Genomic DNA, 21,485 nt, shown 5'->3' with positions numbered 1-21,485 from the left:
ACTTGCCGCACCAACGCAAGACCGCAGAGATCGAGCAGCAGCTGCTGATCGAGGCCATTTACCTGCGCTACCACTACGACTTCCGCGGGTATGCGCAGTCGTCGCTCAAGCGCCGGCTCCAGGCCGCGCTCACGCGGTTCGATTGCGAGACGCTGTCCCAACTGCAGCATCGGCTGCTGCACGAGCGCGGGGTGTTTCCTGCGCTGCTGGACTACCTCACCGTGCAGGTCAGCGATGTGTTTCGCGACCCGGAGTACTTTCGCGCGCTGCGCGAAAAGGTGGTGCCGCTGTTGCGCACCTACCCCTCGCTCAAGATCTGGGTCGCAGGCTGCAGCACGGGAGAGGAGGCGTATTCGCTCGCCATCCTGCTGCGTGAGGAGGGGTTGCTGGAACGCTCGTTGATTTACGCCACCGACATCAACAGCACGGCACTGCAGCGTGCCGAGGCGGGCGTGTACGACATTGAGCGCGTGCCCGGCTTCACCGAAAACCATGCGCGCTCGGGCGGGCGTTCCTCGCTGTCCGACCACTACAGCGCCGCCTACGGCCGCGTGGTGTTCGACAAGAGCCTGCGCCGGCATATCGTTTTCTCCGACCACAGTCTGGCGACCGACAGTGTATTTGCCGAGGTGCACCTCATCTCCTGCCGCAACGTGCTGATCTACTTCGACCGTACGCTGCAGGACCGCGCCCTGGGCCTGTTCCGCGAGGCGCTGTGCCGGCGTGGATTCCTGGGCCTGGGGGCCAAGGAATCCCTGCGCTTTTCCTCGCACGCGCCGGCATTCGAAGACTTCGTGGCGCCCGAGCGCATCTTTCAGAAGAGAGGTGACGCATGAGGCAGGCGGCTTTGCCACGCGCGCGCCTGGACGCCATCGCCATTGGCGGGTCGGCCGGCAGCATCGAAGCGCTGGGTGTGGTGCTTCCCGCGCTGCCTGCGGGTTTCCATGCGGCCCTGCTGGTCGTGCTGCACCTGCCGCGCGAGCGGCCCAGCCTGCTGTGCAACATCTTCCGCCAGCGCTGCGCCCTGCCGGTGCGCGAGGCCCAGGACAAGGAGCCCGTGGAGCCGGGCACGGTGTATTTCGCGCCGCCTGACTATCATTTGCTGGTGGACTCGGGGCCGAGGCTGTCCCTGTCCGTGGATGCACCGCTGAATTTCTCGCGCCCGTCGATCGACGTGTTGTTCGAATCCGCCGCTGATGAATACGGGCCGCGGCTCATGGCCGTGCTCCTGTCGGGCGCGAACAGTGACGGAGCGCGTGGCTTGCGCGCAGTGCAGGCCGCTGGCGGCGCCACGGTGGTGCAGTCGCCCGACAGCGCTTCGTCCATGGCCATGCCGCAGGCGGCGCTGGCCCTGATCCAACCCGATCAGGTGCTTCCCCCGGCACGCATCGCCGCGCTGTTGACCACCTTGCATAAGGAGGGACTTTCGTGATTTTTGCCCCACCGGCTGCACAGGCCGCGAGTCATCGAACCGGCGCGTGCGTGAAATGCCTCATCGTGGATGACGTTCCTGAAAACCTCGTCGCATTGCAGGCGCTCTTGAAGGATGAGGACGTCGAGATCCTCATGGCCGGCTCCGGCGCCCAGGCACTGGAACTGCTGCTGGCCCACAACGACGTGGCGCTGGCGCTGCTGGACGTGCAAATGCCCGAGATGAACGGTTTCGAACTGGCGGAGTTGATCCGCGGCAGCGAGCGCACGCGGCACATTCCGCTCATCTTCATCACCGCCGGCTCGCGGGACCAGGGCTGGCAGTTCCGCGGCTACGAAAAAGGTGCGGTGGACTTCCTCTACAAACCCGTCGACCCCCACATGCTGGTCAACAAGGCCCGGGTGTTCTTCGACCTGCAGCGCCAGCGGCATGCGCTGGCACGCGAGCTGCAGGAGCGCACCGAGGCGTTGTACATCAACGAGATGTTCATGGCCGTGCTCAGCCACGATCTGCGCAGCCCGCTCAGCGCCATCATGGCCGTGGCCAGTGCGCTGCAGCGCGCTCCCGAGCCCGCCAAGGTGCAGGCTCTGGCGTGCAACGTGCAGCAGGCCGGGCGGCGCATGGGCCGCATGATCGAGGACCTGTTGGATGTGACGCGCGCCCGCCAGCATGGCGGGCTGGCCATCGAGCCTGCACCCATGGACCTGGGGCCGCAGGCGCAGCGCGTGGTGCAGGAAGTCCGTGCCGGCCACCCCGAGCGCCACCTGCGGCTTGAGCAGCAAGGGGATCTGCGCGGCGAGTGGGACGAAGAGCGCCTGGGCCAGATGCTGGCGAACCTGCTGGGCAACGCCATGCACCACGGCACTCCCGACCAGCCGGTGGAGTTGTCACTGGACGGCGCCGCCGCCGATACCGTGGTGCTGCGCGTGAGCAATGGCGGCGGGATTGACGCCGAACTGCTGCCCCGGCTTTTCGCGCCATTCACCGGCCGGCGCAACCGGGCCGGTCAACACCAGGGGTTGGGGCTGGGGTTGTTTATCGTGCACCAGATCGTGCAGGCCCATGGCGGGACGATCGACGCCGCCTCGCAGGCGGGGCGCACCTGCTTCACGGTGACGCTGCCGCGGCGCGCGGTGGCGGCTTGACAGGACGGGGGCGGGGGGATGCCGGGCCTTCAGCGGCCCGGCGCGTGCCGCCTCAAGCGGGGCTGGCGCTTTGCAGGTGGCTGGCGATCACGTCCAGCAACTCCTCCAGCTCTTCCAGCTCGAACGGCTTGAGCAGCGACCGCACATGCGGGCCCAGCGTGCCCACCCCGTGCTCCAGCGGATAGCCCGAGCACAGCACCACCCAGCGCTGGGGGTTGCTTGCCAGCAGGTGGCGGCACAGATCCAGCCCGCTCATGCCGGGCAGGCTCACGTCGGAAACCACCACGTCGTGCGGCTGGGCCGCATCGCGCTGCAAGGCCTCCTCGGCCGTGGCGCAGGTGACGACGGTGCGGCCTTCTCCCTCCATCAGCAGGCCGATGGTGTCTCGCAGTTCGCAGTTGTCTTCGACGTAGAGGATGCGCAAGTGAGGTCCTTGGGATGCGGGCTCTGCCGCAGGGCAAAGGGGCATTGTGCGGGGAACGTCTTACGCCGGTGTAAGACAATGTGCCGTTCTGCGAAATTATCGTTAAAAATGGCTACAAGATCCGCCCAGTAAGCGCAAGCAGCTATCAAACATGTAGCATCAGGTGGCCTTGCGCAGCGTGAGGTTGATGCGGCATTCGCCCGTTGCCGGGTGCTGGCCCGGCGCCACCGGCAGCACGCCGTGAAAGCGCAGTCGGTCCACCCCGCCCCAGACCACCGTGTCGCCATGGCGCAGCGGCACGCGCAAGGCGCGCTCGCCACGTGTGGCGCCACCCCACAAGAAGGTGGCGGGCAGACCCAGCGAGATGGACACGATGGGCGCTGCCAGGTCCTGCTCGTCGCGGTCCTGGTGCAGCGACAGGCGCGTGCCGGGGGCGTAGCGGTTGATCAGGCAGGCGTCGGGCACGAAAGCGGCAAAGCCGGCCTCCTGCGCTGCGGCATGTGCCAGCTGCGCGAAGTCCGCGGGCAGGGCGGGCCAGGGCTTGCCGGTCAGCGGGTCCAGCGCAGCGTAGCGGTAACCGCGCCGGTCACTCACCCACGACAACGGCCCGCAGCCTGTGGTGGCTACCGACATCGCCTTGCCTCCAGGGGTCTGCATGTGGCGCCACGGCGCTTGGCGCACCACCTGTCGCACTTCTTCCAGCAACTGGGGTGCCTGTGCCAGCGCGAAGCCGCGCAGCAGCACGGCCTGCATGCCCAGCGCCAGCGTGGATGGCTCCGCGGGGTCGTCGGCAAACAGGTCGTCGGAGGGCGCAGATGGCATGCCCGTAGTGTGAGCCAAAAGGTCCCCCAGCGCTTAACCATCCAGCGCAATGTGCTACTGATAAAGGAGCAATCGTTTGGTCGGTGCTCATCCCCCGCCAGGGATTTCCCTTGTGTATTTCTGCGACTGTGCGCGCTGCCGGCGCTTGCCTATAGTCGCACCAGGAGACAACGCGACAACCCCATGAACATTGCCCACCTGTTGCAGCGCAGCGCGCTGGTGCATGGCGAGCGGCCCGCGCTGCTGGCCGGCACATGCCTGCTGCACGACTACCGTACCCTTGCCGCGCGCGTGGCCGCGCTGGCCGCACACCTGCGCGCGCATTGCGGCGTGCAGCCGGGCGAATGCGTGGCCATCTTCTCGGCCAATGGTCCGCAGTACCTGGAGGCGCTGCACGCCATCCACTGGTGCGGCGCCATCTCGGTGCCCGTCAACTACAAGCTGCATGCGCGCGAGCTGGCTTACGTGCTTGCCGACAGCGGCGCGCGCGTGGTGTGCGTGTCTGCGGCGCTGCACGATGCGGCGCTGGCTGCGGGCGCCGACGCCGCGGCGGTGCAGGTGTTGGGGGCATCCGCCTGGGAGCAGGCGGCGCAGGGCGCGCCGCTGGCGCTGCAGGAGCGCGCTCCCGACGACGTGGCCTCGCTGTTCTACACCTCGGGCACCACCGGGCGGCCCAAGGGGGTGATGCAGACGCACCGCAACCTGCTGGCCATGACCATGGCCTACTTCACCGACGTGGACGACGTGCAGCCCGGCGACGCCATGGTCTATGCCGCGCCCATGTCGCATGGCGCGGGCTTGTACAACTACGCCCACATGCTGCGCGGCGCGCGCCACGTGGTGCCCGCGTCCGGTGGGTTCGACCCGGCCGAGCTGGTGCAATTAGCCGCGGACGTGGGCCGCCTGTCGCTGTTTGCCGCGCCAACCATGGTGCACCGGCTGGTGGAGCACGTGCGCCGCACGGGCGCCAATGTGGACGGCTTCAAGACCATCGTTTACGGCGGCGGTCCCATGTATGTGGACGACCTGCGCCGCGCCATCGACACCATGGGCCAGAAGTTCGTGCAGATCTATGGCCAGGGCGAAAGCCCCATGACTATCACCGCGCTGGCGCGCGAGCACCTGGCCGACACGGCGCACCCGCGCTGGGCCGAGCGCATCGCCTCGGTCGGCGTGGCGCATGCGTGCGTACAGGTGCGGGTGGTGGATGACGAGGACCGACCCGTGCCCACGGGCGAACTGGGCGAAGTGGTGGTGCGCGGCGACACCGTGATGGCCGGCTACTGGCGCAATCCCGAGGCGACGGCGCAGACGCTGCGCGGCGGCTGGTTGCACACGGGCGATGTCGGCAGCCTGGACGCGCACGGGTTCCTGACCCTGCGCGACCGCAGCAAGGACGTGATCATCTCGGGCGGCTCCAACATCTACCCGCGCGAGGTGGAGGAGGTGCTGCTGCTGCACCCGCGCGTGAGCGAGGTGGCCGTGGTGGGCCAGCACGACGCCGACTGGGGCGAGGTGGTGGTGGCCTTCCTGGTGGCGGGCGAGGGCGGCGCCGTGGACGATGCCGCGCTGCATGCGAAGCTCGACGCGGAACTTGACGCGGAACTTGACGCTTTGTGCCTGGACCACATCGCGCGCTTCAAGCGCCCCAAGGCCTACCGCTGGGTGCCGGCCCTGCCCAAGAACAGCTATGGCAAGGTACTCAAGACCGAATTGCGCGCATGGCTGCAGGCCGAAGGGGCGGGGCGCGGGGCGTAACAAACCCGGGGCCGGCGCGGACATTGCGCCGCCCCTACCATGGGCGCTTTGCCCCGGCTGGAGCCCTTGCCATGAACCAACCCGTCTCCCTCAAGATCGACTTCGTCTCCGACGTGTCCTGCCCCTGGTGCGCCATCGGCCTGCACGCGCTGGAGCAGGCCGCGAAGCGGCTCGACGGCGAGGTGGCGCTGGATCTGCACTTTCAGCCCTTCGAGCTGAACCCGCAGATGGGCCCCGAGGGCCAGGACATCGGCGAACACCTGCAGCAAAAGTACGGCGCCACGCCGGAGCAATCACAGCAAAACCGCGAGGCCATCGCCGCGCGCGGCGCGCAGTTGGGCTTTACCTTCAACATGGACCGGCGCGGCCGCATCTACAACACTTTCGACGCGCACCGCCTGCTGCACTGGCTGGAGGAAGAGGGCACGCCGGAGCAGCAGGGCGCGCTCAAGCATGCGCTGTTCACCGCGTATTTCACGCAGGGCGAGAACCCTGGCGACCACGGCGTGCTGTTGCGGCTGGTGGCGCAGCTGGGGCTGGACGAGGCGCGCGCCCGCGCCGTGCTGGCGTCCCAGGAATATGCCGAGGCGGTGCGCGAGCGCGAGGCCTTCTACCAGGGTCACGGCATCCATTCGGTGCCGGCGGTGATCATCAACGACCGCCATTTGATCCAGGGCGGCCAGCCGGTCGAGGTGTTCGAGCAGGCGCTGCGGCAGATCGCACAGCAGGCTTGATGCTCTTTTATTGATAGCTGGTAGCGCTTGCCCATCAAGCGCTGCAGCCTGTTTTGGCTTGAAACCTGTCAGCGCAGCGGGATCGGCGTGCCCCGGTCCACGGGCACGGCCGTCACGCTGTTTTGCGGCGAGCCGTCGATGAGCTTCTCGGAGTAGGTCAGGTACACCAGCGTGTTGCGCTTGGCGTCCACCATGCGCACCACGCGCAGGCGCTTGAACAGGATGGACATGCGTTCGCTGAACACTTCCTGCTGCGCCTTGAGCGGCTGCACGAAGGTGATGGGCCCGACCTGGCGGCAGGCGATGGAGGCCTCGGCGCGGTCCTCGGCCAGGCCCAGCGTGCCTTTGATGCCGCCGGTGCGCGCACGCGACACATAGCAGGTCACGCCCTGCACGGCGGGGTCGTCATAGGCCTCCACGATGATGTCGTGGTCGCGGCCGATCCACTGGAAGGCGGTGTCCACGGTGCCGATCTTCTCGGCCTGGGCCGCGGCCGGCCCGGCAGCCAAGCCCAGGGCGCATGCCAGCAGGGCCAGGCTTGCCATGCCCGCGCGCAGGCCGCCGCGCGCATTCATGGCGCAACCGCCGAGGCTTCGCTGCAGCGCTGCGCCAGGTGGGCCAGGGCTTCCTCCACCTGGTCCACCAGCACCAGGCACAGGTCGCCCGGTTGCAGGCGCTCCAGCGCATGGTCGATGGCGAGGAACTCGCCGTGGATCTCGGTCACGTAGCGCGTGCGCGGCGCGCCCTGCAGGCCCTGGCGCAGCAGCGCCAGCACCTCGCCGTCGGCACGGCCGCGCTGGCAGGCGTCCTGGTACAGCACCACGTCGTCAAAGGACTGGCCCAGGATCTGGGTCTGCTCGACGATGTCCTGGTCGCGCCGGTCGCCCGCACCGCTGATCACCACGCTGCGCTGCTGGGCCGGCATGGCCTGCACGGCCTGCACCAGCGCGCGCATGGCGTCAGGGTTGTGGCCATAGTCGGCGATCACGGTGGCGCCGCGGTAGTCCATCACGTTGAAGCGGCCGGGCGCGTTGTCGCTGTCGTTCATGAAGCCGGCCAGGCCGCGGCGGATGGTCTGCCAGGGCAGGCCCACGCCCCAGGCCGCGCCGATCGCGGCCATGACGTTCTCGACCTGGAAGCCGATGGTGCCGCCGCGCGTGATCGGGATCTCGCGCAAGGAGATGGTCTCGCGCCACGAGCCCTCGGCCGCCACGATGGAGTCCCCATCCACGTAGACCACTCGGTTGCCCTGGGCGCGGTGCGTGGCCATGACGGGGTGGTGGCGGTCGGCGGCGAAGAAGATCACCTTGCCCGGGCATACGCTGGCCATGGCGGCCACGTGCGGGTCGGCGGCGTTGAGCACGCCGTAGCCATCGGCGGCCACGTTCTGCACGATCACGCGCTTGAGCACGGCCACGTCTTCCACGGTGGTGATGAAGTTCAGCCCCAGGTGGTCGCCCGCGCCGACGTTGGTGACCACGGCCACCTGGCAGCGGTCAAAGCCCAGGCCTTCGCGCAGGATGCCGCCGCGCGCGCATTCGAGCACGGCCGCGTCCACCTCGGGGTGGAACAGCACGTTGCGCGCGCTCTTGGGGCCCGAGCAGTCGCCGCTGTCGATCTGGCGGCCGTTCACGTACACGCCGTCGGTGTTGGTCATGCCCACGCGCAGGCCGTGCGCTGCGAACAGCTGGCCGATCAGGCGCGTGGTGGTGGTCTTGCCATTGGTCCCAGTGACGGCCACCAGCGGGATGCGCCCGTCCTGGCCGGGCGCGAACAGCTCGTCCACCATCGGCACGCCCACGTTGCGCGGCTTGCCGAACGACGGGGCCAGGTGCATGCGCAGGCCCGGCGCGGCGTTCACCTCGACGATGCCGCCGTTCTGCTCTTCCAGGGGCTTGAGCATGGTTTCGCAGACCACGTCCACGCCGCAGATGTGCAGGCCGATGGTCTGCGCGGCCTCGATGGCGCGCGCGGCGATCTCGGGGTGCACGTCGTCGGTCACATCGGTGGCACTGCCGCCGGTGGACAGGTTGGCGTTGTTGCGCAGCACCACGCGCTGGCCCTGCACGGGCACGGAGTCGGGCGTGAGGCCCTCGGAGGCGATGCGCGCGATGGCGATGTCGTCCAGGCGCACCTTGGTCAGCGCCGTGCCGTGGCCCGAGCCGCGGCGCGGGTCCTGGTTGACGATGTCCACCAGCTCGCGAATGGTGTGCTGGCCGTCGCCCAGCACCTGGGGCGGCTCGCGGCGCGCGGCGGCCACGAGCTGGTGGCCCACCACCAGCAGGCGGAAGTCGTGGCCGGGCAGGAAGCGTTCGACCATGATCTCGTCGCCGAATTCGCGGGCGGTCTTGTAGGCGGCCTCCAGCCCTTCGCGGGTGGTGATGTTGACCACCACGCCCTTGCCCTGGTTGCCGTCCTGGGGCTTCACGACCACGGGCAGGCCCACTTCCTGGGCCACCACCCAGGCGTCCTCCACGTCGACCACCGGGCGCCCCAGCGGCACGGGCACGCCGGCGGCGTGCAGCAGGCGCTTGGTCAGGTCCTTGTCCTGGGCGATGGATTCGGCCACGGCGCTGGTGGTGTCCAGTTCGGCGGCCTGGATGCGGCGCGCCTTGGAGCCCCAGCCCAGCTGTACCAGCGAGCCGCTGGTCAGGCGCCGGAACGGGATGCCGCGCGCCACGGCGGCGTCGACGATGGAGCCGGTGGACGGGCCGATGCGCTCGTCCTCGTCCAGCTCGCGCAGCTCGGCGACCACGGCGTCGGCGTCGAAGGGGGTATCGGCCAGCGCGGACTGCAGCAGGGCGCCGGCGTGCTCCATGGCCAGTCGACCCACGGCCTCCTCGGTGTACTCCACCACCACCTGGTAGGTGCCTTCTTCCAGCGTGGCGTGGGTGCGGCTGAAGGTCACGGGGCACCCGGCCTGGGCCTGCAGCGACAGGGCGGCCACTTCGAGCACGTGGGCCAGCGACAAGCGCTGCTCGGCGCCATGGGGCTGCAGGGCGCCGATCTTGGGAAAGCGCGCGCGCAGGCGGTCTTCAAAACCCGCGATGTCTGCGTAGCCGCACTCTTGTGGCTCGCAGTGCACAACGGCTTCGATGGCGGTGTTGCGGCTCCAGAGGTTGGGGCCGCGCAGGGCGCGGATGCGGGTGATCTGCATGGTGTTTTCTTTCAGCCCGATTTTTCAGTCAAATTGGCCTGTAGCGCTTGTGGGATAAGCGGTGGCAGCTATGCTTTTGAAAGCAACGGCGGCGTCACGCGGCATAGTCGAAGGTCTTGATGCCCGCGGCGATCAGGTCCGGCCCGATGTCCATGGACCAGGCCGCGGCAATCGCGGCCAGCATCGCGGCCGTGTCGGGGCGGTGGCCGCCGGGCAGGCTCAGGGCGTCCAGCGTGCCCAGCACGCGTTCGCTGGCGCCCGTGGCCAGCACCACCTGCTCGCCGCGCACGAACACGGCGCGGCCTTCGCCCTCGGCCCGATGCGCGGCGACGAAGGGGTTGTCTGGCGACAGGGAATACAGAAGGACCTCGCCATCACACAGGCGCGCCAGGTCGGCCACCTGCTCGATGTCGGCATTGAGCACGCCTGCGCCCTCGTCCAGCACCACATCGATCTGGGTGCGCAGCACGCGCGTCATCTGGGCCTGCTCCAGCACGTCATGGTCGGCCAGGGTCTCGAAACCGTCCATGTCGGTCACCACGCCGACCAGGCAGCGGTCATAGGCAAGGCCTTCCTCCAGGATGGAGCGGGCGGTGGTCTGGATCACGGCGGCCTGTGCCAGTCGGTTGGTCAGCAGGCGATGCGCGCCGGCCCAGTGGGCGGTGGCGCTCTTTTGTGTGCGGCGGTTGTTGAGGAACATGCCTTCGCTGCTGGCCACGCCCGTGAGCTTGCCCGACAGCTGCAGCAGCCAGCCCACGAAGCGCGCGGTGAACGCGTTGTGGCGCGTGCCCGCAATGCCCACGATGGGAATGCGGCCCGCGCCCGTGCCCCTGCCGGCGCCTTCGTCGGTGACCGGGAACAGGTGTTCCACGATGGCCTGGCCCACGGGGCGGGGCGCACCGCTGGTGGGCTTGAGGTGCATCAGCAGGCCGGGGCCGGCGTTCACCTCGAGGATGGCGCCGCCCTGTTCCTTCATGGGCTTGGAGACATCCTGCAGGATCATGTCCATGCCGGCGATGTCCAGGCCCACGATTTTCGCGGCCAACTGGGCGTAGTAGGCCACGTCGGGGTGCACGTCGTCGGTGCAGTCGATGGCCATGTTGCCGTTGCGCTGCAGCAAGATGGCCTGGCCCGACGGCACCACGGTGTCGGGCGTCACGCCCTGGCGCTTGAGCTCCAGCTGCACGGCGCCTTTTTCCACGTCGATCCAGTCCAGCGGGTACTCCTGCTCGGGGCCGCGGCGCGGGTCTTCGTTGAGCACGGCCACCAGCTCGCGCAGCGTGGACTGGCCATTGCCGTGCACGCTGACCGTCTCGCCCTTGGTGGCGGCGACCACCTTGCCGCCCACCACCAGCAGGCGGTGCTCCACGCCGTCGATGAACTTCTCGACGATGACATCCGAGCCCTCGGGCTCGGCCAGCGCGAAGGCGGCCTTGATATCGGCCTCGCGCGAGAGCTCCAGCGTCACGCCGCGCGCGTGGTTGCCGTCCGAGGGCTTCACCGTAACGGGGAGGCCGATCTCCTGCGCCACTTCCCAGGCCTCATCGGCGTTACGGACGATCTGGCCCTCGGGCACGGGCACGCCGCAGGAGGCGAGCAGCCGCTTGGTGAAATCCTTGTCCTGGGCGATGCCCTCGGCGATGGCGCTGGTCTGGTCGCTCTCGGCGGTCCAGATGCGGCGCTGCGCGGCGCCGTAGCCCAGTTGCACCAGGTTGCCGTCGTTCAGGCGGATGTGCGGAATGCGCCGGGCGCTGGCGGCGTCCACGATGCAGCCGGTGCTGGGGCCCAGGTAGCGGTCGTTGATGGCGGTCTTGATGGCGTGGATGGCGGCCTTGAGGTCGAATGCCTCGTCATTGATGGCGGCCATCAGCAGACGGTGGCCATGCTCCAGCGCCACGCGGGCCACGGCCTCTTCGGGGCAGCGGAACACCATGCGGTACACGCCGCGCCGGGAGATCTCGCGCGTCTGGCCGAACTCGGCCGGCATGCCCGAGAGGTTGAGCAGCTCGATGACCACGTGCTCCAGCACGTGCCCCATCCAGGTGCCTTCCTTCAGGCGCAGCAGGAAGCCGCCGCGCTCACCCACGCCACAGTGGTGCTCCACCAGATCCGGCAGCCAGGTGGTCAGGCGCTCGTTGAGGCCGGGAATCTTGTTAGAGGGGTAGTCTTCCAGCTCCCCCAGGTCCAGCCAGACTTCGAGGACCGGGCGGTAGGTCCAGACACTGGGGCCGCGCAGATAGGTGGTGCGCAGGAGTTGGATATCGTTGAATTTGGCCATGAAGTGCAGCGTGGAAGATTCGGATATCTGCCGGGTTGCGGCGGATGTGGCGATGCCCATGGGCAGAGATTGTGCGCCGATACTGGCGCAGCTCAGCACTGGCGGGTGTCAGCCGCGGGCTGATGATGTGCGTTACGAGGGGATACCGCGGCGGCGCAAGGGCCTGGGGCCCGGTGGCCGACAATGCCCCCCATGGGCGCGGACTGGCCCGCCAACGCCCCGTCCGTGCGGGGGTGGACATACAAAACCAAATGCAACATCACCATTCTGTGGACGCCTCGGGTGTCTTGTCTGGCCCCTGGGGGGCCGAGATGCGGGCAGTGCTCGCTCCTGACGAAAACGTGCAGGCCGCCTTCGAGGTTGACCTGACGCCCGACCTGCGCTTTGCCCCCGGCCTGCTGGTGCTGACCGAGCGGCGCCTACTGGCGCGCGCCGGTGACGCGCCGGCGCAGGAATGGCCGCTGGCGCCCGGCATGGCGCTGCGGCTGCTGGACCATGGCGGCGTGGGCACGGTGGAGCTGCACGATGCCGACCGGCGCCTGGCGCTGTGGCGCTTCACGTTGGGGCGCCATCCCCAGGCGCTGCACCTGCAGCAGCGGCTGGACGCCCAGGTGCAGCGCCTGGACAGCCTGCAAGGCGCCATCGCGCCCGAAGCGCAAGACGTGCCGCGCTGCGCCGTGTGCGGCACGCCGCTGCCGCCCGACAGCGACGAGTGCACGGCCTGCGCGCGCCAGCAGGCGCCGCAGACCTCCACCTGGGTGCTGTTGCGCCTGTGGCGTTTCGCACGGCCTTACAAAAAGCAGCTGGCCGCGGGCTTCGCGCTCACGCTGGCCTCCACCGCCGCCTCGCTGGTGCCGCCGTACATGACCATCCCGCTCATGGACGATATCCTCATTCCCTACCAGAGCGGCCAGCAGATCCCCACCGGCATGGTGCTGCTCTACCTGGGGGGGTTGCTGTTGGCAGCGCTGCTGGCCTGGGCGCTGGGATGGGCGCGCACTTACATCCTGGCCCTGGTGTCCGAGCGTATCGGCGCCGACCTGCGCACCACCACCTACGAGCACCTGATGCGCCTGTCGCTGGACTATTTCGGCAGCAAGCGCACGGGAGACCTGATGGCGCGCATCGGCTCCGAAACCGACCGCATCAACGTCTTTCTGTCGCTCAACGCGCTGGATTTCGCCACCGACGTGCTGATGATCGTGATGACGGCGGCGATCCTGTTCTCCATCAACCCGTGGCTGGCGCTGGTCACGCTGGTGCCGCTGCCCTTCATCGCCTGGCTGATCCACACCGTGCGCGACAAGCTGCGCACCGGCTTCGAGAAGATCGACCGCGTGTGGTCCGAAGTGACCAACGTGCTGGCCGACACCATCCCCGGCATCCGCGTGGTGAAGGCCTTCGCCCAGGAAAAGCGCGAGGCGGACCGCTTCCGTGCCGCCAACCAGCACAACCTGGAGGTGAACGACAAGCTCAACAAGACCTGGAGCCTGTTCTCGCCCACCGTCTCGCTGATGACGGAGGTGGGGCTGCTGGTGGTCTGGGGCTTCGGCATCTGGCTGGTGGCGCGCAACCAGATCACCGTGGGCGTGCTGGCGGCCTTCATCGCCTACATCGGGCGCTTCTACATACGGCTGGATTCGATGAGCCGCATCGTTTCCGTCACGCAAAAGGCGGCAGCCGGCGCCAAGCGCATCTTCGACATCCTGGACCATGTGAGCAACGTGCCCGACCCCGTCAACCCGGTGAAGGTGGACCGCGTGCAGGGCGCCATCGAGATGCGCGATGTGGGCTTTCGCTACGGCAGCCGCACGGTCATCAAGAACCTGTCGCTCACCATCCGCCCCGGCGAGATGATCGGCCTGGTGGGCCACAGCGGCTCCGGCAAGAGCACCTTGGTCAACCTCATCAGCCGCTTCTACGACGTGAGCGACGGCGCCATCCTCGTGGACGACGTGGACATCCGCCGCATGGCGGTGGCGGATTTTCGCCGCCACATCGGCCTGGTGCTGCAGGAGCCTTTCCTGTTCTTCGGCACCATTGCCGAGAACATTGCTTACGGCAAGCCCGACGCCACGCGCGAGGAGATCGTCGCCGCCGCGCGCGCCGCGCATGCGCACGAGTTCATCCTGCGCCTGCCGCATGGCTACGACAGCCTGGTGGGCGAGCGCGGCCAGGGCCTGTCGGGCGGCGAGCGCCAGCGCATCTCCATTGCGCGCGCGCTGCTCATCGACCCGCGCATCCTGATCCTCGACGAGGCGACCTCCGCCGTGGACACCGAAACCGAAAAGGAAATCCAGAAGGCGCTGGACAACCTGGTGCAGGGCCGCACGACCATCGCCATCGCCCACCGCCTGTCTACGCTGCGCAAGGCCGACCGCCTGGTGGTCATGGACCGGGGCGAGGTCGTCGAAGTGGGGCCGCACGACGAACTGATGGAGAAGCAGGGTGCCTACTGGCGCCTGTACGAGGCGCAGGCGCGCCGTGCCGAGGAAGACGCCCAGGCCGCGGGCGTGCGCATCGAAGTGCGCGAGCACTCCGCTCACCCCGCGGGCAACACCTGAGCGAGAAAGACACGCGATGACCCTTCACACATTCCCCTCTACCGCTTCGGCACTCGCGGCAGGCTGGGACCTGCACCGTAATCCCCATGGCCGGCTGGTGCTGCGCGCGGCCGACGGCACCGCGCATGTGGGCGTGACGCCCGTGCGCGCCTTTCCCATTGCCGCTCCCGGCGAAGGCCTGTCGCTGGTCGGGCCGGACGGCCATGAACTGGCCTGGGTGCCCCGCCTGGAACAGCTGGCGCCCGCCGTGCGTGCGCTGGTCGAGGAGGAACTGGCTGCGCGTGAGTTTGTGCCCACCATCACGCGCATCCGCTCCGTGTCGAGCTTTTCCACCCCCAGTACCTGGGAGGTGGACACCGACCGCGGCGCCACGCAGTTGGTGCTCAAGGGCGAGGAAGACATCCGCCGGCTGGAGGGGCGCACCAAGCTGCTCATCGCGGCCAGCGACGGGTTGCAGTTCCATGTGCCGGATGTCACGGCGCTGGACCGTGCATCGCGCAAGTTGCTGGAGCGTTTTTTATAGCGTCTGGCGCTTGCCTGGCGCGGCCTGTGCCCGTTTGTCCCTGTCATAGCCCACGTCAATCAGACATGGTTGCCGCATGAATTTGTGACAAAAGGCTAATAAGGCCTCAATTTCCCCTTTTGTTTGCCGTAATGAATGTACGACGAGGTGGTAGTTGCGACTGCCGCCGGCCGCATTCACGAGGGGACCCATGCCATGCAACTGCCACCTGTAGACCGATCGCCCGCCCAGTGGCGTACCACGGGCGCGGACTTGTATTCCACGGGCGCTTCGGGGGCCGTGGCGGTGCGGCCCGTGAACGCTGCCAATCCTGTCGAGTCCACGGACCGCCTGGGCGAGGGGGCCAGCCTGCGCGAGCCCACCAAGCCCTCGGCGCCCGACGAAAACAACCGCGACTGGACCCTGGCCGAGGCCAAGAAGGAAGCCCCGAAGGAGCCCGAGGAGCCGCCCAAGGAGCCCATCTACAAGCAACTGCTGGAATTCATCCAGTCGATGTGGCGTGCCAGCGGCAGTGCGGTGGAGCTGGCGCAAGACATCAACAAGAACACCCTCCAGGAGCGACTGGCCCAGCAGGTGCAGGACCGTCAGTCGCTCACGTACTCCGATCCCAAGGTCAAGCGCACGGGTGGCTTGTGAGTGGTGTCACGACGGTTGCTATCAGATAAGTAGCTGTTAGCGCTTATTGGTAAAGCGCTGGAGGCCAATTGGACTGGTATTTTTGGGTCCGCCGGCGCTCTCAGCGCGCCGCCGCGCGGGCGCCGTCCCGCTCGGCGCGGTACTTGATGGCGAAGGCGCGCACCTCGTCCAGCGTCACGTAGTTGTCGCGGTTGGTGTCCGCATCATCGAACGCCGCAGCCACCTTGGGCACGATGGCCACTTCAGCACGGCTGAGCTTGCCGTCGCCGTTGAAATCCAGCATCTCGAACTGGCGGATCGCCTTGATCTCGCCCTTGGTCAGGGGCGCACTGGCGCTGTGCCGGGGCGCGGTGGCATGGGCCACGCCCTGCGCCTGAGCGGCCAGCGGAGCCGCCAGCGCGCAGGCCATGAGCCACGCGCAGGCTGTCGGGGCCGTCAGCAGGCGTGTAAAGGGGCGGAAGGAGCGTGAAGGCAACATTCAGGAGTAGAGCCGGCGCGCCGCCACTGGTTCAACGCCGCGGGGGGCGGGCTGTATCACCCTGTAGCGCGGCCGCTGTGTTGGCGATGCCGCTGCTGACATGCCCCGCCGGAACATGGCGTGCGGCGGACGCCACGTGGCCCGTCTGGTCATCGAAGAAGAAGTCGGGCTCGAACTCGCGCAGGAAGGGGCCTTTTTCCAGCCCGCCGAGGAACATGGCCTCGTCCACGGTGATGCCCCAGTCGAGCAGCGTGCGGATCGCGCGCTCGTGCGCCGGTGCGCTGCGCGCGGTGACCAGCGCGGTGCGGATGCGCATCTGCGAGGCGTCCGCCTGCTGCTGCAGCCGGTGCAGCGCGGCCAGCAGCGGCTTGAACGGCCCTTCGGCCAGCGGCGTGGCGGCATGGGACACCTCGTGCTGCAGGAAGGCCGGCAGGCCGCCCTGCTGGTACACGCGCTCGGCCTCGTCGGAGAACAGCACCGCGTCGCCGTCGAAGGCGATGCGCACTTCGCGCGGATAGCGGTCCCCGGCGGGCGTGGAGTCGATCATCACCCGCGCGGCGGGAAAGCCGATGGACAGCGCCTCGCGCACATCCGTCTCGTTGGCTGAAAGGAAGAGGTGCGCGCCCAATGGCCGCAGATAGGAAAACGGGTTGCGCCCGCGCGTGAACACGCCGCGCTCGATGCGCATGCCCGCCGCCTTGGCCGAGGCGAACACGCGCATGCCGCTGGCAGGGTCGTTGCGCGACAACATGACCACCTCGACGCGCGCGGCATCGGGCGTGTTGAACGCCAGCAGCTTTCTCACCAGAGGGAAGGCAATGCCGGGGCGCGCGGGCTCATGCACCAGCTCCAGCTGGCGGCGCATGTAGGCTTGCTCGTCGCCGGCCTCGAACAGGCGATTTTCTTCCTCGAAGTCGAACAGCGCGCGCGAGGAGATCGCGACGACGAGCTTGTCCTGCAGAGTGGCGCTCATTTGACGAACTGGTTGAGCTGGATGATCGGCATGAGCACCGCCAGCACGATCAGCATCACGATGCCGCCCATGGCCACGATGAGCAGCGGCTCCAGCACCGTGGCCAGTTGCATGGCGCGGCGCTGCACCTCGGTGCCCAATTGCGTGGCGGCGCGCTGCAGCATGGTGGGCAACTGGCCCGTCTGTTCGCCCAGCCGCGCGAACATGGCCACCAGGCCGGGGAACCGCTTTTTCTGCGCCAGGGCCGAGGCCAGCGGCGCGCCCTCGCGCACCAGCACCAGCGCGTCGAGTGCGTCCGCGCGCAGGGCGCGGTTGTTCAGCGTCTCGGCCGCGGCCTGCAGCGCCTTGAGAATGGGCACGCCCGCGCCTGCCAGCATGGCCAATGTGCCGGCGAAACGCGCCGCGTTGTAGCCGCGCGCCAGCTTGCCGACGAGCGGCAGGCGCAACCAGGCGGCGTCGAACTTCTCGCGCAGCCGCGGCTGGGCCAGCGCGGCGCGGGCGCCGAACGCCAGCAGGACCAGCCCGCCCAGCAACGCCCAGCCGTAGTTGCGCACCACGTCGCTCAAGGCCAGCATGGCCACCGTGAGGAAGGGCAGGGCGCGCTTGGTGCCCGCGAATACGCTGGCCACCTGCGGCACCACATAACCCACCAGGAACAGCACGATGACGATCGCGATCACGGTGACGATGGCCGGGTACAGCGCGGCGCCGATGAGCTTGGCGCGCAAGGCCTGGCGCTGCTCCAGATCGTCCGCCAGGCTGTCCAGCACTTCGGCCAGGCCGCCGCTGGACTCGCCCGCGCCGATCACGGCGCAGTAGATGTCGGAGAACTCGCGCGGGTGCTGCGCCAGCGCGCGCGCGAAGGTGGAGCCGGCGTTGACCTCGGCGCGCAGCGCGGCCAGCAGGTGGCGCTGGCGCTCGTCGTCCGCCTCTTCGGCGAGCGCGGTCAGCGCACGCTCCAGCGGCAGGCCCGAGCCCACCAGCCCGGCGAGCTGGCGCGTCCACACGCCCAGCCCCGTGGCGTTGAACACCGGCCGCGTGAACAGCCGCTGCGCCAGCGTGGGGGGTGTTCCGGGGGCGGTGCCAGCGGCCAGCGCCTCCACATCCAGGGGCACCAGGGCCTGGGCGCGCAGCAGGCTGCGGGCGGCCTTGGGGCTGTCGGCCTCCAGGGTGCCGCGGCGCACATGGCCTTGGGCGTCCAGGGCTTCGAAGGAATAGGCGGGCATGCGGGAAAGTCAGCGGCGGTGGGCGAGCAGGGGCAAACTGGGCGGGCCGCAGTCGACCCGTTCAGCCCGCCATGGTAGCCGCTGCGGGTGACAGTGCCGCGTGCGCCTGGGCGGTGATGTCCAGCGAGCGCAGGCGCAGCGCCGGGTCGTACACGTCGCTCACCAGCATGAATTCGTCGGCCTGCGTGGCGGCCACCAGCGCCTGCAGGCCCGCGCGCACGGTCTGCGGGCCACCGACCACGCCGACCGCGAGGAAGTCGGCCACGGCGGCGCGCTCCTGCGGCGCGAGGCTCTGCAGATAACCCTCTACGGGCGGCTGCAGCAGTCCGCGCTGGCCGGTGAGAATGCCCAGCACGCGCTGGTAGGTGCTGCTGGCCAGGTACTGCGCCTCGTCATCGGTGGGTGCGGCGATCACGGGCACGCCGATCACCACGTAGGGCTTGGCACAGGCTGGCGAGGGGCGGAACAGCCGGCGGTAGATGTCGATGGCCGCGTGCAGCATGCGCGGCGCGAAGTGCGAGGCGAAGGCATAGGGCAGGCCCATCTGCGCCGCCAGCTGCGCCGAGAACAGGCTGGAGCCCAGCAGCCAGAGGGGCACCTGCGTGCCGGCGCCCGGCACGGCGGTGATGCGCTGGCCCGGCTGCGCGGGCGCCAAGAGCTGCTGCAGCTCGGCCACGTCGCGGGGGAAGTCGGCCTCGGTCTCCACGCGGTCGCGGCGCAGGGCGCGCATGGTGGCGCCGTCGGTGCCGGGTGCGCGGCCCAGCCCCAGGTCGATACGGCCGGGGTAGAGCTCGGCCAGCGTGCCGAAGGCCTCGGCCACCACCAGCGGCGCATGGTTGGGCAGCATGATGCCGCCCGAGCCCACGCGGATGGACCGCGTGGCCCCGGCCACGTGGCCGACCAGCACGGCCGTGGCAGAGCTGGCGATGCCCGGCATGTTGTGGTGCTCGGCCAGCCAGTAGCGCTTGAAGCCCAGCGCCTCCACATGCTGCGCCGTCTGCACGGCGATCTGCAGTGCCTGGGCCACGGTGCCGCCCTCGCGCACGGCCACGAGATCAAGCATGGAAAGTAAAGGCAGGGAATGTGTGGTCATGGCACCGATTGTGGGCGGCGGGTGAAATCCGTGCTGCGCCGTGGGTATGGTGGGCAGAGGTTCCCGCATGGTGCATAGCGTTTTGCTATTGATATACTGAATTTGTTTTAAATCAACACACGAAACATATTGTCACTTTTGGCGTCCTGTGCGACGCTGCCAGGAAGTGATGCACGGGGCGTGCGGGGGGTGTCTATGGGGTTCTTCAGCCGTTTGTTTCAGCCGCGTGCCGACGGCCTGGCCGCGCCTGAGGACTGGACTTCGCTGCCTGCGAGCGAGGCCAGCGCGCTGGTGCTGTACGACGAAGAGGCTTCGCGGCTCCTGGCGGCGTTCGACATCGAGGCTGCCATCGTCATGCACGAGCGCTGGCTGCCCTGGCTGGCCCAAGCGCTGGCGGGCGCGCGCGACGAACAGCTGCGTCCCGAAACGGTGGTGGACGACACCTGTTCCGAGCTGGGCCGCTGGCTGCACGGCAGCGGGCGCGTGGCGCTGGGGCACTTTCCTGCTTTCGACATGCTGATGCGCCGCCACCAGTACTTTCACCACCAGGCGGCTGTGCTGCTGACGCATCTGGCGCAGGGCGATCAATTGCGGGCCGATCAGGCGTTCAAGAGCTGCCAGCATGCGTCGCGCCAGGTGGTGCTGCTGCTCAAGGAGCTGCAGCGCGGGCTGGACCACGGGAAGCGTCCTCCCCAGCCGATGGCCGCAGGTGAACGCTGAAATGCGCTATTGATATAGGAGCTATTGGCGCTTGTCTGTAATGGTTTTCAATGCAATTCGTATTGAAAACCCAGACTTGGCAAGCGCGCCGCGCTCCTGTTTTTGAAAGGCGCCGCTGCGGCCTGTCCGCTCAGTCGCGCGTTACACGCAGCACTTCTTCGCGGCTGGTGATGCCGGCGTGGATCAGCCGCTCGCCATCGTCGCGCATCAGCGTCATGCCGCCGGCCAGGGCCTGGGTACGCACCTCGGCCTCCGGGGCCTGGTTGTGGATCTGCGCGCGGATGGCGTCGTCCACCACCAGCAGCTCGAACACGCCGGTGCGCCCCGCGTAGCCGGTATGGCCGCAGTGGTCGCAGCCTGCGCCGTGGCACTCGCCGCAATATTTGCGCACCAGGCGCTGCGCCAGCACCCCCAGCAGCGACGAGGACAGCAGGAACGGCTCCACTCCCATGTCGGTCAGGCGCGTGATGGCGCTGGCCGCGTCGTTGGTGTGCAGCGTGGCCAGCACCAAGTGGCCGGTGAGCGAGGCCTGGATGGCGATCTGCGCGGTCTCGAAGTCGCGGATCTCGCCGATCATGATCACATCGGGGTCCTGGCGCAGGATGGCGCGCAGGGCCTTGGCAAACGTCAGGTCGATCTTGGCGTTGACCTGCGTCTGGCCCACCCCGGGCAGCTCGTACTCGATGGGGTCTTCCACCGTCATGATGTTGCTGCGCGCGGCGTCCAGCCGCGCCAGCGCCGCGTACAGCGTGGTGGTCTTGCCCGAGCCCGTGGGGCCGGTCACGAGGATGATGCCGTGCGGCTGCTGGATCAGGTGCGCGAGCCGCGCCAGCACCTCGCCCTGCATGCCCACGGCCTCCAGGTTCAGCTTGCTCTCGCTCTTGTCCAAGAGGCGCAGCACGGCGCGCTCGCCATGGGCGTTGGGCAGCGTGGATACGCGCACGTCGACGGCGCGGGTGCCCAGGCGCAGGCTGATGCGCCCGTCCTGCGGCAGGCGCTTTTCGGAGATGTCCAGGTCCGCCATGATCTTCAGGCGGCTGATCAGCGCGGCGTGCAGCGCGCGGTTGGGCTGCACCACCTCGCGCAGCGTGCCGTCCACGCGAAAGCGCACGCTGGAGTGGCGCTCGTAGGGCTCGATGTGGATGTCGCTCGCGCCGTCGCGCACGGCCTGCGTGAGCAGGGCGTTGAGCATGCGGATGATGGGCGCGTCGCCCGCGGACTCCAGCAGGTCTTCCACGGCGGGCAGCTCCTGCATCATGCGCGAGAGGTCGGCGCCTTCCTCCACCTCGCTCACCACCGTGGCCGCGCTGGACTCGCTTTGCGAATACGCCGCGCTGATGCGCTGCGCCAGCGTGGGGGCGTCCAGCGGCATGAACTGGTGCACGGCATGCTTGCGCAGCACTTCGGACAGCGCGCCAGCGTCCGGCTGCGGGCCGTGCCACAGCACGAGCTGCTGGCCGTCATCTTCCAGCAGCAGCTGGCTGCTGCGCGCAAATGCGTAGGGCAGGGGGTGGCGCATGCG

General features: G+C 68.6%; 19 protein-coding genes. 9 read left to right on the top strand and 10 right to left on the bottom strand.

Annotated elements, in window-relative coordinates:
• The first annotated feature begins 2 nt into the window (after positions 1-2).
• Genes I3K84_RS09770 through I3K84_RS09760 form a run of 3 tightly spaced genes read left to right on the top strand, consistent with a single transcriptional unit; the run spans position 3 to position 2,577 of the window.
• Positions 3-836: a protein-glutamate O-methyltransferase CheR gene (locus I3K84_RS09770; protein ID WP_012655637.1), complete on the top strand. Its 834-nt coding sequence runs from the start codon at positions 3-5 to the stop codon at positions 834-836.
• On the top strand, positions 833-1,432 hold the full coding sequence (locus tag I3K84_RS09765) for a chemotaxis protein CheB (RefSeq protein ID WP_012655638.1): 600 nt from the start codon (positions 833-835) through the stop codon (positions 1,430-1,432). Before I3K84_RS09770 ends, I3K84_RS09765 begins: the two co-directional genes overlap by 4 nt.
• Positions 1,429-2,577 carry a hybrid sensor histidine kinase/response regulator gene (locus tag I3K84_RS09760; RefSeq protein WP_196995997.1) on the top strand — a complete coding sequence of 383 codons (1,149 nt, stop codon included), beginning with the start codon at positions 1,429-1,431 and terminating at the stop codon, positions 2,575-2,577. Before I3K84_RS09765 ends, I3K84_RS09760 begins: the two co-directional genes overlap by 4 nt.
• A gap of 52 nt (positions 2,578-2,629) precedes the next feature.
• On the opposite strand, the gene I3K84_RS09755 is transcribed toward I3K84_RS09760, so the two are convergent.
• Positions 2,630-3,001, bottom strand: coding sequence for a response regulator (locus I3K84_RS09755; protein ID WP_012655640.1), 372 nt, complete (start codon positions 2,999-3,001; stop codon positions 2,630-2,632).
• A 159-nt stretch (positions 3,002-3,160) separates the two neighbouring features.
• Positions 3,161-3,823 (bottom strand): DNA oxidative demethylase AlkB, encoded by a 663-nt coding sequence (gene alkB / locus I3K84_RS09750; RefSeq protein ID WP_012655641.1) that lies wholly within the window; start codon positions 3,821-3,823, stop codon positions 3,161-3,163.
• Between the two features lie 183 nt (positions 3,824-4,006).
• On the opposite strand from alkB, the gene I3K84_RS09745 reads away from it, so the two are divergent.
• Both I3K84_RS09745 and I3K84_RS09740 read left to right on the top strand, forming a co-directional pair.
• Entirely contained in the window at positions 4,007-5,581 is a 1,575-nt protein-coding gene (locus I3K84_RS09745; RefSeq protein WP_196995996.1) for an AMP-binding protein, read from the top strand.
• A 71-nt stretch (positions 5,582-5,652) separates the two neighbouring features.
• Positions 5,653-6,315, top strand: a complete 663-nt coding sequence (locus I3K84_RS09740) for a DsbA family oxidoreductase (protein ID WP_103738113.1) — start codon at positions 5,653-5,655, stop codon at positions 6,313-6,315.
• Between the two features lie 68 nt (positions 6,316-6,383).
• Here I3K84_RS09740 and I3K84_RS09735 read toward each other — a convergent pair whose 3' ends face one another.
• From I3K84_RS09735 to cphA (I3K84_RS09725), 3 genes are all read right to left on the bottom strand, one after another.
• Entirely contained in the window at positions 6,384-6,890 is a 507-nt protein-coding gene (locus I3K84_RS09735) for a CreA family protein (RefSeq protein ID WP_011804107.1), read from the bottom strand.
• Positions 6,887-9,472 carry a cyanophycin synthetase gene (cphA, locus tag I3K84_RS09730; RefSeq protein ID WP_103738114.1) on the bottom strand — a complete coding sequence of 862 codons (2,586 nt, stop codon included), beginning with the start codon at positions 9,470-9,472 and terminating at the stop codon, positions 6,887-6,889. The genes I3K84_RS09735 and cphA (I3K84_RS09730) overlap by 4 nt, the downstream gene beginning before the upstream one ends.
• Positions 9,473-9,566: 94 nt before the next feature.
• Positions 9,567-11,750, bottom strand: coding sequence for a cyanophycin synthetase (gene cphA, locus I3K84_RS09725; protein ID WP_135147760.1), 2,184 nt, complete (start codon positions 11,748-11,750; stop codon positions 9,567-9,569).
• A 251-nt stretch (positions 11,751-12,001) separates the two neighbouring features.
• Here cphA (I3K84_RS09725) and I3K84_RS09720 point away from each other — a divergent pair, with 251 nt between their 5' ends.
• From I3K84_RS09720 to I3K84_RS09710, 3 genes are all read left to right on the top strand, one after another.
• On the top strand, positions 12,002-14,314 hold the full coding sequence (locus I3K84_RS09720; protein ID WP_196995995.1) for an ABC transporter ATP-binding protein: 2,313 nt from the start codon (positions 12,002-12,004) through the stop codon (positions 14,312-14,314).
• A gap of 16 nt (positions 14,315-14,330) precedes the next feature.
• On the top strand, positions 14,331-14,837 hold the full coding sequence (locus I3K84_RS09715; RefSeq protein WP_011804111.1) for a DUF1854 domain-containing protein: 507 nt from the start codon (positions 14,331-14,333) through the stop codon (positions 14,835-14,837).
• Positions 14,838-15,032: 195 nt separating this feature from the next.
• A complete protein-coding gene (locus I3K84_RS09710; protein ID WP_012655649.1) occupies positions 15,033-15,473 on the top strand; it encodes a hypothetical protein in 441 nt (146 codons plus the stop codon).
• Between the two features lie 100 nt (positions 15,474-15,573).
• Here I3K84_RS09710 and I3K84_RS09705 read toward each other — a convergent pair whose 3' ends face one another.
• From I3K84_RS09705 to I3K84_RS09690, 4 genes are all read right to left on the bottom strand, one after another.
• Positions 15,574-15,951 (bottom strand): EF-hand domain-containing protein, encoded by a 378-nt coding sequence (locus tag I3K84_RS09705; RefSeq protein ID WP_196995994.1) that lies wholly within the window; start codon positions 15,949-15,951, stop codon positions 15,574-15,576.
• Positions 15,952-15,982: 31 nt separating this feature from the next.
• The gene (locus I3K84_RS09700) at positions 15,983-16,924 is read right to left on the bottom strand and encodes a 5'-nucleotidase (protein WP_011804114.1); all 942 of its coding nucleotides are present in this window, start codon (positions 16,922-16,924) and stop codon (positions 15,983-15,985) included.
• A complete protein-coding gene (gene gspF, locus I3K84_RS09695) occupies positions 16,921-18,150 on the bottom strand; it encodes a type II secretion system inner membrane protein GspF (protein ID WP_011804115.1) in 1,230 nt (409 codons plus the stop codon). Before gspF ends, I3K84_RS09700 begins: the two co-directional genes overlap by 4 nt.
• A 61-nt stretch (positions 18,151-18,211) precedes the next feature.
• Positions 18,212-19,243, bottom strand: a complete 1,032-nt coding sequence (locus tag I3K84_RS09690) for an LLM class flavin-dependent oxidoreductase (protein ID WP_196995993.1) — start codon at positions 19,241-19,243, stop codon at positions 18,212-18,214.
• 195 nt (positions 19,244-19,438) lie between these two features.
• Here I3K84_RS09690 and I3K84_RS09685 point away from each other — a divergent pair, with 195 nt between their 5' ends.
• Positions 19,439-19,963, top strand: a complete 525-nt coding sequence (locus I3K84_RS09685; RefSeq protein WP_011804117.1) for a CZB domain-containing protein — start codon at positions 19,439-19,441, stop codon at positions 19,961-19,963.
• A 130-nt stretch (positions 19,964-20,093) separates the two neighbouring features.
• Here I3K84_RS09685 and I3K84_RS09680 read toward each other — a convergent pair whose 3' ends face one another.
• Entirely contained in the window at positions 20,094-21,482 is a 1,389-nt protein-coding gene (locus tag I3K84_RS09680; protein WP_047349121.1) for a GspE/PulE family protein, read from the bottom strand.
• Between the last annotated feature and the right edge of the window lie 3 nt (positions 21,483-21,485).

The sequence above is a fragment of the Diaphorobacter sp. JS3051 genome, from assembly GCF_015832135.1.
Lineage (GTDB): Bacteria > Pseudomonadota > Gammaproteobacteria > Burkholderiales > Burkholderiaceae_C > Diaphorobacter > Diaphorobacter nitroreducens.
Note: the sequence above shows the minus strand (reverse complement) of the source record. Positions and strands in the feature narration are given on the sequence as shown.

What these genes read in the sequence shown, in the direction of transcription:
- I3K84_RS09765 (WP_012655638.1), top strand. Translation starts at nt 833, where the DNA reads ATGAGGCAGGCGGCTTTGCCACGCGCGCGCCTGGACGCCATCGCCATT.
- I3K84_RS09710 (WP_012655649.1), top strand. Translation starts at nt 15,033, where the DNA reads ATGCAACTGCCACCTGTAGACCGATCGCCCGCCCAGTGGCGTACCACG.
- I3K84_RS09745 (WP_196995996.1), top strand. Translation starts at nt 4,007, where the DNA reads ATGAACATTGCCCACCTGTTGCAGCGCAGCGCGCTGGTGCATGGCGAG.
- I3K84_RS09690 (WP_196995993.1), bottom strand. Translation starts at nt 19,243, where the DNA reads ATGACCACACATTCCCTGCCTTTACTTTCCATGCTTGATCTCGTGGCC.
- I3K84_RS09700 (WP_011804114.1), bottom strand. Translation starts at nt 16,924, where the DNA reads ATGAGCGCCACTCTGCAGGACAAGCTCGTCGTCGCGATCTCCTCGCGC.
- cphA (WP_135147760.1), bottom strand. Translation starts at nt 11,750, where the DNA reads ATGGCCAAATTCAACGATATCCAACTCCTGCGCACCACCTATCTGCGC.
- gspF (WP_011804115.1), bottom strand. Translation starts at nt 18,150, where the DNA reads ATGCCCGCCTATTCCTTCGAAGCCCTGGACGCCCAAGGCCATGTGCGC.
- I3K84_RS09740 (WP_103738113.1), top strand. Translation starts at nt 5,653, where the DNA reads ATGAACCAACCCGTCTCCCTCAAGATCGACTTCGTCTCCGACGTGTCC.
- I3K84_RS09715 (WP_011804111.1), top strand. Translation starts at nt 14,331, where the DNA reads ATGACCCTTCACACATTCCCCTCTACCGCTTCGGCACTCGCGGCAGGC.
- I3K84_RS09685 (WP_011804117.1), top strand. Translation starts at nt 19,439, where the DNA reads ATGGGGTTCTTCAGCCGTTTGTTTCAGCCGCGTGCCGACGGCCTGGCC.
- I3K84_RS09720 (WP_196995995.1), top strand. Translation starts at nt 12,002, where the DNA reads ATGCAACATCACCATTCTGTGGACGCCTCGGGTGTCTTGTCTGGCCCC.
- I3K84_RS09705 (WP_196995994.1), bottom strand. Translation starts at nt 15,951, where the DNA reads ATGTTGCCTTCACGCTCCTTCCGCCCCTTTACACGCCTGCTGACGGCC.
- I3K84_RS09735 (WP_011804107.1), bottom strand. Translation starts at nt 6,890, where the DNA reads ATGAATGCGCGCGGCGGCCTGCGCGCGGGCATGGCAAGCCTGGCCCTG.
- I3K84_RS09680 (WP_047349121.1), bottom strand. Translation starts at nt 21,482, where the DNA reads ATGCGCCACCCCCTGCCCTACGCATTTGCGCGCAGCAGCCAGCTGCTG.
- alkB (WP_012655641.1), bottom strand. Translation starts at nt 3,823, where the DNA reads ATGCCATCTGCGCCCTCCGACGACCTGTTTGCCGACGACCCCGCGGAG.
- cphA (WP_103738114.1), bottom strand. Translation starts at nt 9,472, where the DNA reads ATGCAGATCACCCGCATCCGCGCCCTGCGCGGCCCCAACCTCTGGAGC.